Source organism: Pseudonocardia broussonetiae, assembly GCF_013155125.1.
In the GTDB taxonomy this organism is placed as follows: Bacteria; Actinomycetota; Actinomycetes; order Mycobacteriales; family Pseudonocardiaceae; genus Pseudonocardia; species Pseudonocardia broussonetiae.
The window spans coordinates 3750888-3763881 of the sequence record NZ_CP053564.1 but is presented as its reverse complement, the minus strand read 5'-3'; the positions used below and the strand labels follow the sequence as shown (position 1 = coordinate 3763881).

The 12994-nt window shown below is 76.4% G+C and carries 14 protein-coding genes; 3 read left to right on the top strand and 11 right to left on the bottom strand.

The window, feature by feature from the left end:
* The first annotated feature begins 35 nt into the window (after positions 1–35).
* The gene (locus tag HOP40_RS18555) at positions 36–932 is read left to right on the top strand and encodes a ribonuclease Z (RefSeq protein WP_172160292.1); all 897 of its coding nucleotides are present in this window, start codon (positions 36–38) and stop codon (positions 930–932) included.
* A 13-nt stretch (positions 933–945) separates the two neighbouring features.
* On the opposite strand, the gene HOP40_RS18550 is transcribed toward HOP40_RS18555, so the two are convergent.
* Entirely contained in the window at positions 946–1752 is an 807-nt protein-coding gene (locus HOP40_RS18550; RefSeq protein ID WP_240157135.1) for an NAD-dependent epimerase/dehydratase family protein, read from the bottom strand.
* Complete coding sequence (locus tag HOP40_RS35960) at positions 1746–2033, bottom strand: hypothetical protein (protein ID WP_240157134.1); 288 nt, start codon at positions 2031–2033, stop codon at positions 1746–1748. Before HOP40_RS35960 ends, HOP40_RS18550 begins: the two co-directional genes overlap by 7 nt.
* 85 nt (positions 2034–2118) lie before the next feature.
* Between HOP40_RS35960 and HOP40_RS18545 the strand changes: the two genes are divergently transcribed.
* A complete protein-coding gene (locus HOP40_RS18545; protein ID WP_172160288.1) occupies positions 2119–3174 on the top strand; it encodes a pyridoxal-phosphate dependent enzyme in 1056 nt (351 codons plus the stop codon).
* Here HOP40_RS18545 and HOP40_RS18540 read toward each other — a convergent pair.
* The 8 genes from HOP40_RS18540 to HOP40_RS36615 all read right to left on the bottom strand — a co-directional run bounded on the left by HOP40_RS18540 (position 3161) and on the right by HOP40_RS36615 (position 11063).
* Positions 3161–3517: a cupin domain-containing protein gene (locus tag HOP40_RS18540; protein ID WP_172160286.1), complete on the bottom strand. Its 357-nt coding sequence runs from the start codon at positions 3515–3517 to the stop codon at positions 3161–3163. The two genes, HOP40_RS18545 and HOP40_RS18540, sit on opposite strands and share 14 nt — an antisense overlap.
* Before the next feature lie 73 nt (positions 3518–3590).
* The gene (locus HOP40_RS18535; RefSeq protein ID WP_205346811.1) at positions 3591–6719 is read right to left on the bottom strand and encodes an ATP-binding protein; all 3129 of its coding nucleotides are present in this window, start codon (positions 6717–6719) and stop codon (positions 3591–3593) included.
* A 22-nt stretch (positions 6720–6741) separates the two neighbouring features.
* Positions 6742–7710: a non-homologous end-joining DNA ligase gene (gene ligD, locus HOP40_RS18530; RefSeq protein WP_338053016.1), complete on the bottom strand. Its 969-nt coding sequence runs from the start codon at positions 7708–7710 to the stop codon at positions 6742–6744.
* 67 nt (positions 7711–7777) lie between these two features.
* The gene (locus HOP40_RS18525; RefSeq protein WP_205346810.1) at positions 7778–8173 is read right to left on the bottom strand and encodes a DUF6221 family protein; all 396 of its coding nucleotides are present in this window, start codon (positions 8171–8173) and stop codon (positions 7778–7780) included.
* 155 nt (positions 8174–8328) lie between these two features.
* The gene (locus HOP40_RS18520; protein ID WP_172160282.1) at positions 8329–8658 is read right to left on the bottom strand and encodes a phosphatase RsbU N-terminal domain-containing protein; all 330 of its coding nucleotides are present in this window, start codon (positions 8656–8658) and stop codon (positions 8329–8331) included.
* Positions 8655–9065, bottom strand: a complete 411-nt coding sequence (locus HOP40_RS18515) for an STAS domain-containing protein (protein WP_172160280.1) — start codon at positions 9063–9065, stop codon at positions 8655–8657. Before HOP40_RS18515 ends, HOP40_RS18520 begins: the two co-directional genes overlap by 4 nt.
* Positions 9052–9942: an STAS domain-containing protein gene (locus HOP40_RS18510; RefSeq protein WP_172160278.1), complete on the bottom strand. Its 891-nt coding sequence runs from the start codon at positions 9940–9942 to the stop codon at positions 9052–9054. Before HOP40_RS18510 ends, HOP40_RS18515 begins: the two co-directional genes overlap by 14 nt.
* A 41-nt stretch (positions 9943–9983) precedes the next feature.
* A complete protein-coding gene (locus tag HOP40_RS36615; protein WP_172160276.1) occupies positions 9984–11063 on the bottom strand; it encodes a sigma-70 family RNA polymerase sigma factor in 1080 nt (359 codons plus the stop codon).
* Positions 11064–11299: 236 nt separating this feature from the next.
* Between HOP40_RS36615 and HOP40_RS18500 the strand changes: the two genes are divergently transcribed.
* On the top strand, positions 11300–11800 hold the full coding sequence (locus tag HOP40_RS18500; RefSeq protein ID WP_172160274.1) for an ATP-binding protein: 501 nt from the start codon (positions 11300–11302) through the stop codon (positions 11798–11800).
* Here HOP40_RS18500 and HOP40_RS18495 read toward each other — a convergent pair.
* Positions 11775–12953: an LLM class flavin-dependent oxidoreductase gene (locus tag HOP40_RS18495; protein ID WP_172160272.1), complete on the bottom strand. Its 1179-nt coding sequence runs from the start codon at positions 12951–12953 to the stop codon at positions 11775–11777. The two genes, HOP40_RS18500 and HOP40_RS18495, sit on opposite strands and share 26 nt — an antisense overlap.
* Between the last annotated feature and the right edge of the window lie 41 nt (positions 12954–12994).

Here is a 12994-nt window from a genome sequence, read left to right as displayed (position 1 = left end):
GCCCCCCGCCCGGGCCGGCGCGTAGGGTCGCGGCCGTGTCCGACCGGGAGCTCGTGGTGCTCGGCACCGCCAGCCAGGCCCCGACCCGGCGGCGCAACCACAACGGCTACCTGCTCCGCTGGGACGGCCACGGCCTCCTGTTCGACCCCGGCGAGGGCACCCAGCGCCAGCTGCTGCTGGCCGGCGTCGCGAGCTCGGCGATCACCCGCATCTGCCTGACGCACTTCCACGGCGACCACTGCCTGGGCCTGCCCGGGGTCGTGCAGCGGCTCTCGCTCGACCGCGTGGCGCACCCCGTGCACGCGCACTTCCCGGCGTCGGGGCAGGCGTGGTTCGACCGCCTGCGCCACGCCACCCCGTTCCACGACGTCCTCGACGTGCGCGAGCACCCGATCACCGCAGACGGCCCGGTCGCCGACGAGCCGCACCTCGAGGTGCGCCGCCTCGACCACGGTGTCGAGGCGTACGGCTACCGCCTCGTCGAGCCCGACGGCCGCCGGATGCTGCCTGACCGCCTCGCCGCCGCCGGCGTCCACGGCCCCGCCGTCCGGGAGCTGCAGCGCACCGGGTCCCTCGGGGGCGTCGCGCTCGAGGAGGTCAGCGAGCCGCGGCCGGGCCAGAAGGCCGCGTTCGTCATGGACACCCGCCTGTGCGACGGCGTGCACGCGCTGGCCGAGGGCGTCGACCTGCTGGTGATCGAGTCGACCTTCCTCGACGAGGACGCCGACCTGGCGCACACCTACGGCCACCTGACGGCGGGCCAGGCCGGGGCGGTCGCCGCGCGCGCCGGGGTGCGCACGCTCGTGCTCACCCACTTCTCCCAGCGCTACCCCGACCCCGCCCGGTTCGGCGAGCAGGCGGCCGCGGTGTTCGGCGGGGACGTCGTGGTGGCCGAGGACCTGGTGCGGGTGCCGGTGCCGCCCCGTCGGTGAGCAGGCCGGTGAGTCAGGAGTCGAGCCGCTCCCCGAGCGGCGCCACGGTGAAGGCCCCGCCGACGCGGTGGTGGACGGGACCGGTGAGGTCGGGGCCGTCGGCGTCGCCGAGCAGGCCGGCCGCGTGCGCCTCGGCGTCGTCGAGCGGGTGGTAGCCCAGCGCCGCGCCCTCGTCGAGCGACCACCAGCGGCGGGTGTTCGCCGACACCCCCCACACCGTGTGGAAGCCACGTGCGGCCAGGGCGGCCTCGACCAGCCGGCCGCCGTCGTCGGGCGAGATCCACGTCGACAGGGCGCGGGCGTCGCCCGGGCGCTGCGCCCACGAGCCGATGCGCAGGCAGACGACGTGGGTGCCGCAGCGGTCGTGGTAGAGCCGCCCGAGCGCCTCCAGCGCCGCCTTGCTCCAGCCGTAGAAGGTGTCCGGGCGGGGCTCGGCGGTCGCCGGGAGCGGCCCGGCGGCGTCGCGGGTGTGGAAGCCGGCGGCGTGGTTGCTCGACGCGAGCACGACGTGCCCGACCCCGGCGCGGGCGGCGGCGTCGAGCACCGCCTGGGTGCCGTCGACGTTGGCCGCGACGATGTCGCCCCACGGCGCCTCGTCGGGGATCCCGGCCAGGTGGACGACGGCGTCGACGCCCGCCACCGCCGCGGCGACGGCGTCGCGGTCGGTGACCGACCCCGTGACGACCTCCTCGCCCGGCCCGGGGTCCGGGACGGGGACGAGGTCCATCAGCCGCAGCACCCGGCCGGGCCGGGCGAGACGCGGACGCAGGTCCGTGCCGATGCTGCCGGCGGCCCCGGTGACCAGGAGGCGGGTCACCACCCGCCCAGCCTCCTGCGGTTCGCCACCACCCGCTGGTGCACCGGCGCGAGGACGGCGGCGGCGAGGCGGGCCGTGTCGCGCGGCGGCGTCGTGACCGCCACGACGGCGGCGCGCGTGAACCCCTCCGTCTTCTCCCGCACCATGCGCGAGTACTCGCGACGGGCCTTCGCCGTGGGCGGCCACCCGCCGCGCACCATCCCGACCGTCCTGATCCCGATCACCACCGGTGCCGACACCGCGATCTCCACCATCTGCACCCAGGGCCGCACCCATCCGGTCATGGGGCCCACGGTAGGCGCGCGCGGTGATCATCGGCCACACTCCGCGCCATGGGAGACGCGAACAACAGCCTCTGAGACGGAGTCGATGGGACCCATACCGGCATCCGGGGGCGACCTGGCCGTGCTCCCCCGGGAGTTCCACGCGACCCTGCCCGGCTACCGCCCCACCCCGCTGACGCCGCTGCCCGCCCTCGCGGCGGAGCTGGGCGTGGGGCAGGTGTGGGTCAAGGACGAGTCCGAGCGGCTCGGCCTGCCGGCGTTCAAGGTGCTCGGCGCGTCGTGGGCGGTCAACCGGGCGCTCAGCGCGCGGGCCGGGCACGCGGACCCCGCGCGCTCGCTCGACGAGCTGCGGCGCCGCACGGCCGGAACGGCGCCGACCCTGGTCACGGCCACCGACGGCAACCACGGGCGCGCGCTGGCCCGGATGGCGCGGCTGCTCGGGGTGCGGGCACGCGTCCACCTGCCGGGCGGTCTCGACCCGGCCGTCGCCGACTCCGTCGCGGGCGAGGGGGCCGAGGTCGTCCCGACCGACCTGGTCTACGACGACGTGGTGCGCCACGCCGCGGCGTCGGTGCGGGGCGACGACGTGCTGGTGCAGGACACCGCCCGCCCCGGGTACGAGGACGTCCCCGGCTGGGTCGTCGACGGCTACGGGACGCTGTTCGCCGAGGTCGACGAGCAGCTCGGCGCGGCGCCGGACCTCCTCGTGGTGCCCACGGGCGTCGGCTCGCTGCTGCAGGCCGCGCTGCAGCACCACCGCTCGCGCCCGCCGGCGGTGCTGGCCGTCGAGCCGGTCGGCGCGGCCTGCGTGGGCCGCTCGCTCGCGGCCGGGCGGCCGGTCACCGTCGACACCTCGGCGCCCACGGTGATGGCCGGGCTCAACTGCGGCACCGTGTCCTCGACCGCCTGGCCGGTGATCGCGGAGCGGCTCGACGCCGCGGTCGCGGTCACCGACGACCAGGCGCTGGCCGCGGTGGCCGACCTCCGCGCCGCCGGGGTCCCCCTCGGGCCCTGCGGCGCGGCGGCCCTGGCGGGCCTGCGGGTGCTGGCCGCCGATCCCGGTGCGACCGCGCGCCCCGGCGCCGCGGCGGTCGTGGTGCTGGTGGGGACCGACGGCGGCCCGCCCGTCAGCCCCGGGTGAGGTGCGCGATCACCGTGTCGAACTCCGCGGTGGGCGAGAAGTCGACGTAGGCGCAGTCGGTGAGCGCGAAGGGCGCGTGCCCGGGCGCCCAGTAGAAGGCCTCGCCCGCGGAGTAGGTGCGGTCGCCGCCGGGCACGCGCATGAGCAGGCGCCCCTCCAGCATGTAGCCCCAGTGCGGGCACGAGCAGGTGTCGCCGGGGAGCCCGACGAGCGCCGGCCCGAGGTCGGTGCCCTCGGTGAGGCGGATGAACGAGACGGTCATCTCGCCGACCTGCGTGAGGCGGACCTCGACGTTCTCGTCCTTGATGACGACGGGCACGGTATCGGGGGTGAGTGTCTGCACGGGAGGCTCCTCGGGTCGGTGCAACGGGTGTGCGGCGGAGCCTCCCGCGCGGGCGTTCCTGGAACGTTCTCGATCATCGGGAGCGTTCGGGGGCGCTCGCGAGCGCCGCGCAGCGCGCCGCGTCGAGCGGCTGCCCCGCCGCCCCGAACCCGGCGGCCGCCGCCGCGAAGTGCGCCGCGGACGGCTCCCCCGCCGCCCGCGCCCGGTGGCCGCGGACCTCGTCGAGCGCCGCGTCCCAGCCCGGCAGCCGCATGACGACGCCGGCGAGCCACTCCGCCGACGTCCCGTACTCGGCCGCGCGGTCGAGGTCGCCCCCGCGCGCCGCCGCGATCGCGCCCGGGACGACGAGCGTGATCCGGCAGCCGGGGCAGGTCTCCAGCGGCCCGCGGACGGAGTCCTCGGCGTCGTCGAGGGCGGCCAGCGCGGCGTCGGGGTCGGCCGCCGCGGCGATCCGGGTGCCGTAGATGCGGTCGAGCAGGTGGAACCCGACGTCGGACTCGCGGGCGACGGCGAGCGCCTCGTCGAGCAGCAGGTCGGCGCCTCGGGCGTCGCCCCGGTGCAGGGCGATCTCGGCGCGGCGCTGCAGCGCCAGCGACTCCCCCACCGCGCCGCCGCTCGCCCGGCTCAACCGGATCGCCTCGCCGAGCGCGGTCTCCGCCTCCTCCAGCCGCCCGGACAGCAGCAGCGCCTCGCCCCGCAGCGTCACCGCGTACGCGAGGCCCCGGGCCGCGCCGAGCCGCTCGGCCTCGGCGGCGAAGGCGTCGGCGAACGCCAGGACGTCGGCGTAGGGCCGGGCGCCGTAGAGCAGGCGCTGGTTGATGCAGAGGTGCCCGTCGAAGACGCTGGTGGCGAGCTCGGGCAGGGCCGCGGTCTCCAGCAGGTCGGCGACGACGCTGGCGCGCAGCTCGCCGCGGGCGTGCGCGGCCGCGGCCTGCGCCCAGGAGGCGATGACCAGCGACGGGGCGTCGCCGGACTCCAGCGCGAGGCGCCGGCTCTCCGCGGCCTTCGCCGTGCCCGTCTCGGGGTCGGCGAACCCGAGCACCGCGGCGCCGGCCCAGGCCAGGGCGTGCGCGAGCCGGCCCCCGACCGTGACCGGCTCCAGGCCCCGCAGCGTGACCAGGGCGCCGGGCGGGTCGCCGCGCTTGACCTGGGCCAGCGCCTGCTTCGAGCGGATCTCCTGCGCGGCCGGTTCCCCCGCGGCGTCGGCCGCCAGCCCGTAGGCGGCCGGGGCGCGCAGGTCGCCCAGGGCGTCGAGGACCTCGGCGCGCAGGCACAGCGCGTCGGCGTGGCCCGGGTCGTGCTCCAGCAGGGCGTCGACGTGGCGCAGGGCGTCGCCGAACGCGCCGAGCCGGTGGGCGCGCTCCGCGGCGGCGAGCAGGAAGGGCACGGCCTCGTCGGGCCGGTCGCCGTCGAGCCAGTGCCGGGCGACGCGCGAGGGCTCCGCGCCCGCCCCCGCCAGCCGGCGCGCGGTGTCGCGGTGCATCGCGACCCGGTGGTGCGGGGGCACCTGCTCGGCGAGCGCGCGGCGGACGAGGTCGTGGCGGAACCGGTAGCGCCCGTCGTCGACGACCAGCGCGCCGGCCGCGAGCCCCGCGTCCAGCAGCGCGAACCCGTCGGCCTCGGGCAGCCCGGTCAGGGCGAGCACGCCGCCGGGGCCGAGGTCGCCGCCGGCCACCGCGAGGCGGCGCAGCATGGCGGCGATGGGCTCGTCGAGGTCGAGGAACCGGGCCGCGACCGTCTCCCACACCGACCGCGGCACCGCCGGCGCGTCCCCGGCCCGGGCCAGCTCGAGCGCGAGGAACGGGTTGCCGTGCGCGGTGTCCACGATCCGCGCCAGCGCGGCCGGGCCCGGGCGCTGCGGGGCCCCCGCGACGACGAGCGCCTCGACGTCGGCGCGCGGCATCGGGCCGAGGTCCACGACCGCGCACCGCCCCGCCCGCTCCAGCCCCGCGACGCCGCGCACCAGCGCGGTGCGGGCGGCGTCGGCCCGGTAGGACAGGACCACGAGCAGCGGCCGCGGCCCGCGGGTCCGGGCGACCTGGACGCAGGTCTCGACCGTGGCGTCGTCGGCGAGGTGGGCGTCGTCGACGACGAGCACGACCCCCGCGGGCGGGGCCGCCGCGGTGAGCAGCCGGTGCACGGCGCCGACGATCCGGTGCCGGTGCAGCGCCGGATCGGGGGGCTGCCCCGACCCGGCCAGCGGCGTCAGCCCGGCGAGCACCGCGCGGGTGGCGGCGGGCACGGCGTCGAGCAGGCCCCGGTCGCGCCCCACCAGCTCCTCGACGGCGGCGGCGAGCGGCGCGTACGGGCCGTCGCCCGCCGCGGCCGTGACCGTGACGACGAGCCGCCCCGCCGCCCCGGCCAGGGCCGCGACCTCGCCGCACAGCGCGGACTTGCCGATCCCGGCGGGGCCGCGGACGGCGAGGGCGCCCGGGTCCGCGGCGTCCCCCAGCGCCGCTCCGGCGCGGGCCAGCTCGACCTGCCGCCCGACGAACGCGGTCGCGGCCGGGCCGAGCCCGGCGACGCACTCCTCGTACAGCGCCCGGCTGCGCGGGCCCGGGGCCACCCCCAGCTCGCTCTGCAGGGCCGTGCGCAGTCGCCCGTACCAGCGGATCGCCCCGTGCCGGTCGCCCGCGCGCAGCGCCGCCCGCACCAGCTCCTGGTGGGCGTGCTCGTCGGCGGGCTCGACCTCGACCAGCCGCGCCCACCGCCCGGCCAGCCGCAGCACCTCGACGTGCCGGGCGCGCACCCGCTCGCGCGGGTCCTGCACCCACTCCTCGTAGCGGTACTCGGGCAGCAGCTCGCCGGTGCAGGCGTCCGCCGCGGCGCCCGCCGCCCGCGCGTCGCCGGAGCGGACGGCGTCGGCGGCCAGCAGCAGGAACCGGTCGAGGTCGACCTCCGCGGACGGGAGCAGCGCGACCCGCCCGCCGGCCAGCACGACGCCGTCCTCCCGGCCCAGCACCTGGCGGGCCTGGTGGGCGGCCTTGCGCAGGTTGGCCGCGCCGGCGGCGGGCGCGAGGTGCGGCCACAGGGCCTCGACCACCTGCTCGCGCTGCAGCCGGCGCCGCTCGGCGAGGGCGAGCAGCGCCACCAGCTCGGCCGCCCGGCGTCCCGGCCACCCGTCGGCGGGCACCTCGCGGTCGCCCACCACCACGCGGAACGCACCGAGCAGGGCGATGCGCACGGGTCCGGCGTCGATCACGCCGCCCATCGTGGCGGACCGGTCACGGCAGGTCGAGCACGATCTCGTCGGGATCCCGGTCCGGGCGCAGCCCGCGCCACGCCGCGTGCCGGAGCCGGCCGTCGGTGGTCAGCGTGCGATAGCGCACCTCCCCCACCAGCCGCGGCTCCACCCACCGCACGCCGCGGACGTGCTCGCGGGGCACCTCCTCGTCGAAGGGGCTGCGGTCGCGCCGCAGCGGGGCCATGCGGGCCATCAGGTCGCGCAGCACCGCCTCGGTGAAGCCGGTGCCGACGTGGCCGAGGTAGCGCAGCCGCCCGGCGCGGTCGCGGGCGCCCAGCAGCAGCGCTCCCATCGTCGACGCCCGGCGGCCCTGTCCGGGGCTCCAGCCGCCGACGAGCACCTCCTGGGTCCGCACCAGCGCCGTCTTGACCCACGCCGGTGACCGCCGCCCCGGGTCGTAGCGGGCCGCGCGCCGCTTCGCGACGATGCCCTCCAGCCCGTGCTGCCGGGCGACCTCGAGCATCTGCGCCCCGCTGACGTCGGGCACCGAGGGCGGCACGCCGACACCCGGCAGCGCGTCCAGGCCGAGGCCCAGCAGCACCTCGCGCCGCGCGTCGTAGGGCTCGGGCAGCAGGCTCGCGCCGTCGAGGACCAGCACGTCGAACACGTAGAACAGGACCGGGACGCGCTCGCGCAGCTCGGGCGCGGGGCCGCGCACGTGCATCCGCTGCTGCAGCAGCCCGAAGTCGGGCCGGCCCTGCGCGTCGAGCGCGACGAGCTCCCCGTCGACGAGCACCGAGCGCCCCGCGCCGATCCCGGCCGCGACGATCTCGGGGTAGCCGCCGGTGATGTCGTTGCCGTTGCGGCTGGCGATCCGCACCGCGTCGCCCGCGGCGGCGAGCACGGCGCGCACGCCGTCCCACTTGAACTCGACCGCCCAGCCCGGCCCCGCCGGCGGGTCGCCGGCGGTCGCGAGCATCGGGCTCACCGGCTCCGGCAGCGCGTCCACCCGCCCAGACTGCCCGTCCGGGCCGCCCGGGGGGAGCGTTTCCGCCGATCGGGTGCGGTGCCCGGCCTCAGCCGAGCAGCGGGAGCTGCACGACGTTGTCGGGCGTCTCGGTCCCCTCGTCGACGACGGCCAGCCACTCCGGGTCGAAGTCCGGGTGCTCGGCGAACACGCAGGCGAGGGCCGCGACGAGCGCGTGCGCCGGGTCGGACCCGGGCGGCCCGGCCTCGAGGATGCGCGACACCGCCGCCTTCGTGGCCGCCACCTCGCGCAGGACCCGCAGCGGGCCGTGCCGGGCGCCGTGGTCGGCGGTCTGCAGGATCGACTCGTACGGGAGCAGGTCCCCGGAGAGCACCACCGCCCGCGCCGCCGCCTCGTCCTCGTCGAGCCGCGCCAGCAGGAACCGCGCGAGGCCCTCGAGCCGGGGGTCGGCGTCCGTTCCGCGGGGATCGTCGTGGGTGGTCATCAGGGGTCTCCTCCCGGTGGCCCCGGACGGGGCGGCGGCATGTGCCCGCACCGCCCCGCCCGGAGACGGTGGCCGGCTCGCGCCGGATGTCAGGACGTCACACATGGGGACGGCCCGCACCGGCGGGGATGACGCGGGAGGGAGGAACCCGCTGGTCAGGAGGAGGTGGGGGCGTCGCCTCGCGGCGGCGCCGCGGCGCGGGCCAGGGCCGCGCGGTTCGTCATCTCGAAGGAGGCCAGCACCTCGACGAGGAACGCGGCCGCCGCCTCGGCGACGTCCTCGATCTCGTCGGGGCGGGCCGTGCGCAGGGCGTCGAGGAGGACGGTGTGGTGGACCTGGACGACGTCGAGCAGGCCGACCCCGCCGGTCAGCCCGGCGCGGCCGATCTCGTAGGCCGACAGCAGCGAGCTCTCGTCGCGGCGGCCCAGGTAGCGCAGGAAACCGACGCCGTAGTTGCGGCGCAGGCGCTCGAGGGCGGCGCTCATCGCAGCGGCCCGGCCGGGGGCACCGCGGCCCGGTCGGCGAGCACCTCGAACGCCTCCTCGAGGTCGAGCGCGGTGGTCACGGGGCCCAGCGAGGCGCCGAGCTCCACCATGGCCAGCGCGACGTCGGGCCGGATGCCCACGACGACGGTCTCGGCGCCCCGCAGCCGCGCGACCTCGGCGATGGTGCGCAGCGTGTGGCAGGCGAACGAGTCGATGACGTCGAGCGCGCCGACGTCGATGACCACCCCGCGGGACCGCCGGCTGCCGATCTGGTCGAGGAGGTCGCGCCGGAAGCGCAGGAGCTGGCCGTCGTCGAGCGCCGTGTGCACGGACGCGACGAGGTAGCCGCCCTGCGTCAGGATCGACACGCGGAGCGGCCCGGAGGGCTCGAGGTCAGCGGTCGGCATCATCCGCCCTGACGACGCGGAACCCGAGCAGCCGCTCGGCCTCCTCGATGCCGCCCTGCAGGTCGCCGACGGTGTTCATCTTGCTGAGGTCGACCCCGATCGTCACCAGGGTCTGGGCGATCTCCGAGGACAGCCCGGTGATGATGACGCCCGCGCCCATCAGCCGCGAGGCATCGACGGTCTTGACGAGGTGGTCGGCCACCGACTCGTCGACGTCGGGGACGCCGGTGATGTCGATGACGACCACCCGGGCGCGGTGCGAGCGGATGGCGTGCAGCAGCTGGTCGGTGAGCTGGTGCGCCCGGTCGGTGTCGAGCACGCCGATGATCGGCAGGATGAGCAGCCGCTCCCGGACCTGCAGGACCGGGGTGGACAGCTCGCGCAGCGAGTCCTGCTGCTGGCGGATCACCCGCTCCCGCTCCTCGACGAAGCTCCCCGCGACGGTCGTGGCGATGCGGTTGGCGGCCGGCTCGTAGGCGTTGAGGACCCGGTTGAGCAGGTCGAAGTCGTCGCGGTACTTCTCGAACAGCGAGCGGGCCAGGACGTCGCGCAGCAGCAGCACGATCCCGATGACCTCGTGGGTCTCGACCCCGCGCGGGATGATGCGCTCCGACAGGTCCCGGGCGTAGTCGCGCAGCTCGTCGACGCTGCCCGTCTCCAGCACGCCGACGTAGTTGTCGTACACGGACGTGACCTCGCTGAACACCTCCTGCGGTGTCATCGCGGACAGCAGGTGGGCCTCGTTGATCCGCGACGCCCACTCCTCGCGCAGCACGGTGCGGTGCTCACGCAGATGGGCGACGAGCTCGGGCAGCAGCATCGCGTCCTCCTCGTGCCGGTGGTGCTCCTCCACGTCCGACGGACCGTCCCCTGCCATCGTGCCTCCCTCGTCGTCCATCACGTCACGCCGCCACTCGGTCATCGTCGCCACTTGGTCATCGTCACCGTCGTGCCGCGCCCGACCTCGCTGACCACCTCGAACTCGTCCATCAGCCGCCGCGCGCCCGGGAGCCCCAGCCCCAGGCCGCGGTAGGTGCTGTAGCCGTCCTCCAGGGCCTGCGCGACGTCCCGGATGCCGGGGCCGCTGTCGCGGGCCACGACCCGGACGCCGGTCCGCCCGCCCGCCTCTTCCTCCTCCAGCACGGAGAACACGAACTCGCCGCGCACCGCGAACTTCACGATGTTGCGCGCGATCTCCGAGATCGCGGTGGCGATCACGGTGAGGTCCGTCCCGGAGAACCCGGCGGCGGCGGCCACCTCGCGGCCCTTCTGGCGGACGAGCACCACGTCGGCGTCCTCGCGCACGGGGACGCGGGTGTCGTCGGTCGCCGGGCGGCGCGCCCGCGGCGGGACGAGCCCCGGGGCCAGCCTGCTGCAGAAGTCGCAGGACAGGAGGTGGCCGTCGGCGTCGAGCTCGCGGCGGCGTCGCCGGTCCCCCGACGACACGGCGACCAGCACCGGAAGGCACCGGTCGGTGGGCGGCTCGGACCCGCTCTGCGTGACGAGGTACTCCACGCGCAGCCGCGAGCGCGTCCGGCTCAGCTGGGCGGCGATCGCGCCCGGCGTCGAGCCGCGGTCGGCCGCGAGCGTGGCCGTGTCCGTGCCGTCGACCTCGTGCGCCAGCAGGATCGCCCGTTCCTCCTCCGGGAGCCGGGCGATGGCGGTGGCGACGGTCGACGCCTCCTCCTGGCGCAGCAGCTCCTCGTCGGGGCGGGGCTCGGTGTCGTCGGTGTCGGCCAGCAGGTGCGCGCTGCGCCGGTCCCGCTGCTCGCGCTGCACCAGCGAGGCGATCAGGTTGCGTGCGATCGTCACCGCGTACGGGACGAGCGAGTCGTTCTCGATCCGCGAGCGCGAGGCCACGACCCGGGCCAGCGTCTCCTGCACGATGTCCTCGCGGGTCGCGGCGTCGGCGATCCGCGCCCCCACCACCCGTCGCACGATCGGCACGAGGTCCAGGATCGGGCCCTCGTGCGGCGGATCGGGGTGCGCGGCGCTCATGCCCGCCCCTTTCCACAGACACTCACGGAGCGCGGAGCGTAGCCCTACGGGGTGAGTCCCACCGGCCCTGCGACGCACCGTCACTCGACCGGACGGATCCGTCGGAGTCCGGGACCCGGCCGGGATGACGCGGGAGGCCCGCCCCCCCCTGTGTGATCCCGGTCCGCCGGTGCGCGGCGGCCCCGCCTCGGGGGATACTGCTGCCGCGGTCCAGCAGAGCGGCCGCGAGGAGAGGCATGACCACCATCGACGAGCCCCGCGCCGTCCGACCCGAGCACCCCGGCGACCTCATGACCGTGCTGCCCGCCGACGCCGCGTCGCTGCGCCCCGTGCGCAAGCTGGTGCGCACCTGGCTGAACGGACAGGGTTGGCCCGAGGACGAGGCCGAGGACGTGGAGCTGGCCGTCAACGAGGCCGTCGCCAACGTCGTCGACCACGCCTACCACCCGGGCACGGCCGGGACCGTCACCCTGCACGCCTGGATCCGCCGCACGGCCGGCGCGCGCCGCGTCGTGGCCACGGTGCTCGACCGCGGCCGCTGGGGCGCCCACCAGCCCGCCACCCCGCCCGCCCACACCCGCGGCCACGGCCTGGCCGTGATGAGCGGGTGCATGGAGGAGATGCACATCCAGCGCGGCACCGCCGGCACGACCGTGGTGCTGGTCAGCCGGCCGGTCGGCGCCGCGCCCGACGTCACGGCGGCGCAGGAGGTCAGTGCCGTAGGCCCGCCTGCTTGAGCAGGGGCATGACCTCGTCGCCGAAGTACTTGAGCTCCTCGTTGTAGTCGATGAGCCCGAAGATCATGCCCTCCATGCCGGCCTCGTTGAGCCGGCCGAGCTCCTCGGTGACCTGCTCGGGCGTGCCGACGATCGGGTAGCCGCCCCAGCCGGCGATGAAGCGCTCCTGCATCTCCTTGACGGCGTGGTCGAACGACTGGCTCGCGCCCGACCCGGCGATCTTGATGACGTTGCCGGCCGCGCCCCAGTCGCCCTCGTCGACGACCTGCTGGAACGCCCGCTTCGCCTCCTCCTCGGTGTCGCGGCAGACGACCAGGCCGTAGGTCATCGCGTGGATCTCGCGCTGGTACTCCTCGCGCGCCTTCGCCTTGAGCTTGGTCGTGTACCCCTTGATGTTCTCCAGGGTGTCCAGCGAGGCGAAGTTGAAGTCGACGTTGCGCGCCGAGAACTCGATGCCCGACGGCGAGTTGCCCGCGTTGATCAGCGCGGGCCGCGGGCCCTGGTGCGGCTTCGGGTAGGCCTCGAGCAGCTCCGCGTCGAAGTACGTCGAGTGGATGCCGAACGTCCCCTGCTCGGTCCAGAGCTTGTTCACGAAGTCGAGCCACTCCTGCCCGTAGGCGTAGCGCTCGTCGTGCTCGCGCTGCTCGGAGCCGAACATCTCCATCTCCGGCGGCACCCAGCCCATGACCATGTTCAGCGCGAAGCGGCCCCCGGAGATCCGGTCGACCGTCGTGGCCTGCTTGGCCGCGACGATCGGGTGCATCGTCGGCAGGTGGGAGGTCGCGGCGATCGCGATCCGCTCGGTCGCCTCGGCGACCCCGGCGGCCCAGGTGTAGGTCTCGAAGCAGTTGCCGTTGAAGTTCGTGGACCCGCCGAAGCCCTTCCAGCGGGCGACGGGGACGAGCACGTCGAACCCGAGCCGGTCGGCGCGCTGCGCGATCTCCTTGGTGTGCTCCCAGGTGATCTCGTAGCTGCTGGGCGCGTGGCTCATGATCAGGCCGTAGGAGCAGTTGGTCCCGAACAGGCCCAGCTTCATCTTCTGGTCGCCGAACAGCGGGTTGGTCTCGGTGCGGTCGGCCGCGGGCTGCGTCTCGGCGGGCGGGCGGGGGTCGGTGGGTGCGAGGCCGAGGCGCTCGTTGGCGGTGACGGTCATGGCGGTCTCCTGGTGTGCGGGAAGGGGCGCGGGGGGAGGGT

Bases quoted from the DNA above. Each gene is read 5' to 3' on its own strand.
- HOP40_RS18495 (WP_172160272.1), bottom strand. From the start codon at position 12,953: ATGACCGTCACCGCCAACGAGCGCCTCGGCCTCGCACCCACCGACCCC.
- HOP40_RS18525 (WP_205346810.1), bottom strand. From the start codon at position 8,173: ATGACCACCCACGACGATCCCCGCGGAACGGACGCCGACCCCCGGCTC.
- HOP40_RS18515 (WP_172160280.1), bottom strand. From the start codon at position 9,065: ATGCCGACCGCTGACCTCGAGCCCTCCGGGCCGCTCCGCGTGTCGATC.
- HOP40_RS18510 (WP_172160278.1), bottom strand. From the start codon at position 9,942: ATGGCAGGGGACGGTCCGTCGGACGTGGAGGAGCACCACCGGCACGAG.
- HOP40_RS18520 (WP_172160282.1), bottom strand. From the start codon at position 8,658: ATGAGCGCCGCCCTCGAGCGCCTGCGCCGCAACTACGGCGTCGGTTTC.
- HOP40_RS35960 (WP_240157134.1), bottom strand. From the start codon at position 2,033: ATGACCGGATGGGTGCGGCCCTGGGTGCAGATGGTGGAGATCGCGGTG.
- HOP40_RS18545 (WP_172160288.1), top strand. From the start codon at position 2,119: ATGGGACCCATACCGGCATCCGGGGGCGACCTGGCCGTGCTCCCCCGG.
- HOP40_RS36615 (WP_172160276.1), bottom strand. From the start codon at position 11,063: ATGAGCGCCGCGCACCCCGATCCGCCGCACGAGGGCCCGATCCTGGAC.
- HOP40_RS18500 (WP_172160274.1), top strand. From the start codon at position 11,300: ATGACCACCATCGACGAGCCCCGCGCCGTCCGACCCGAGCACCCCGGC.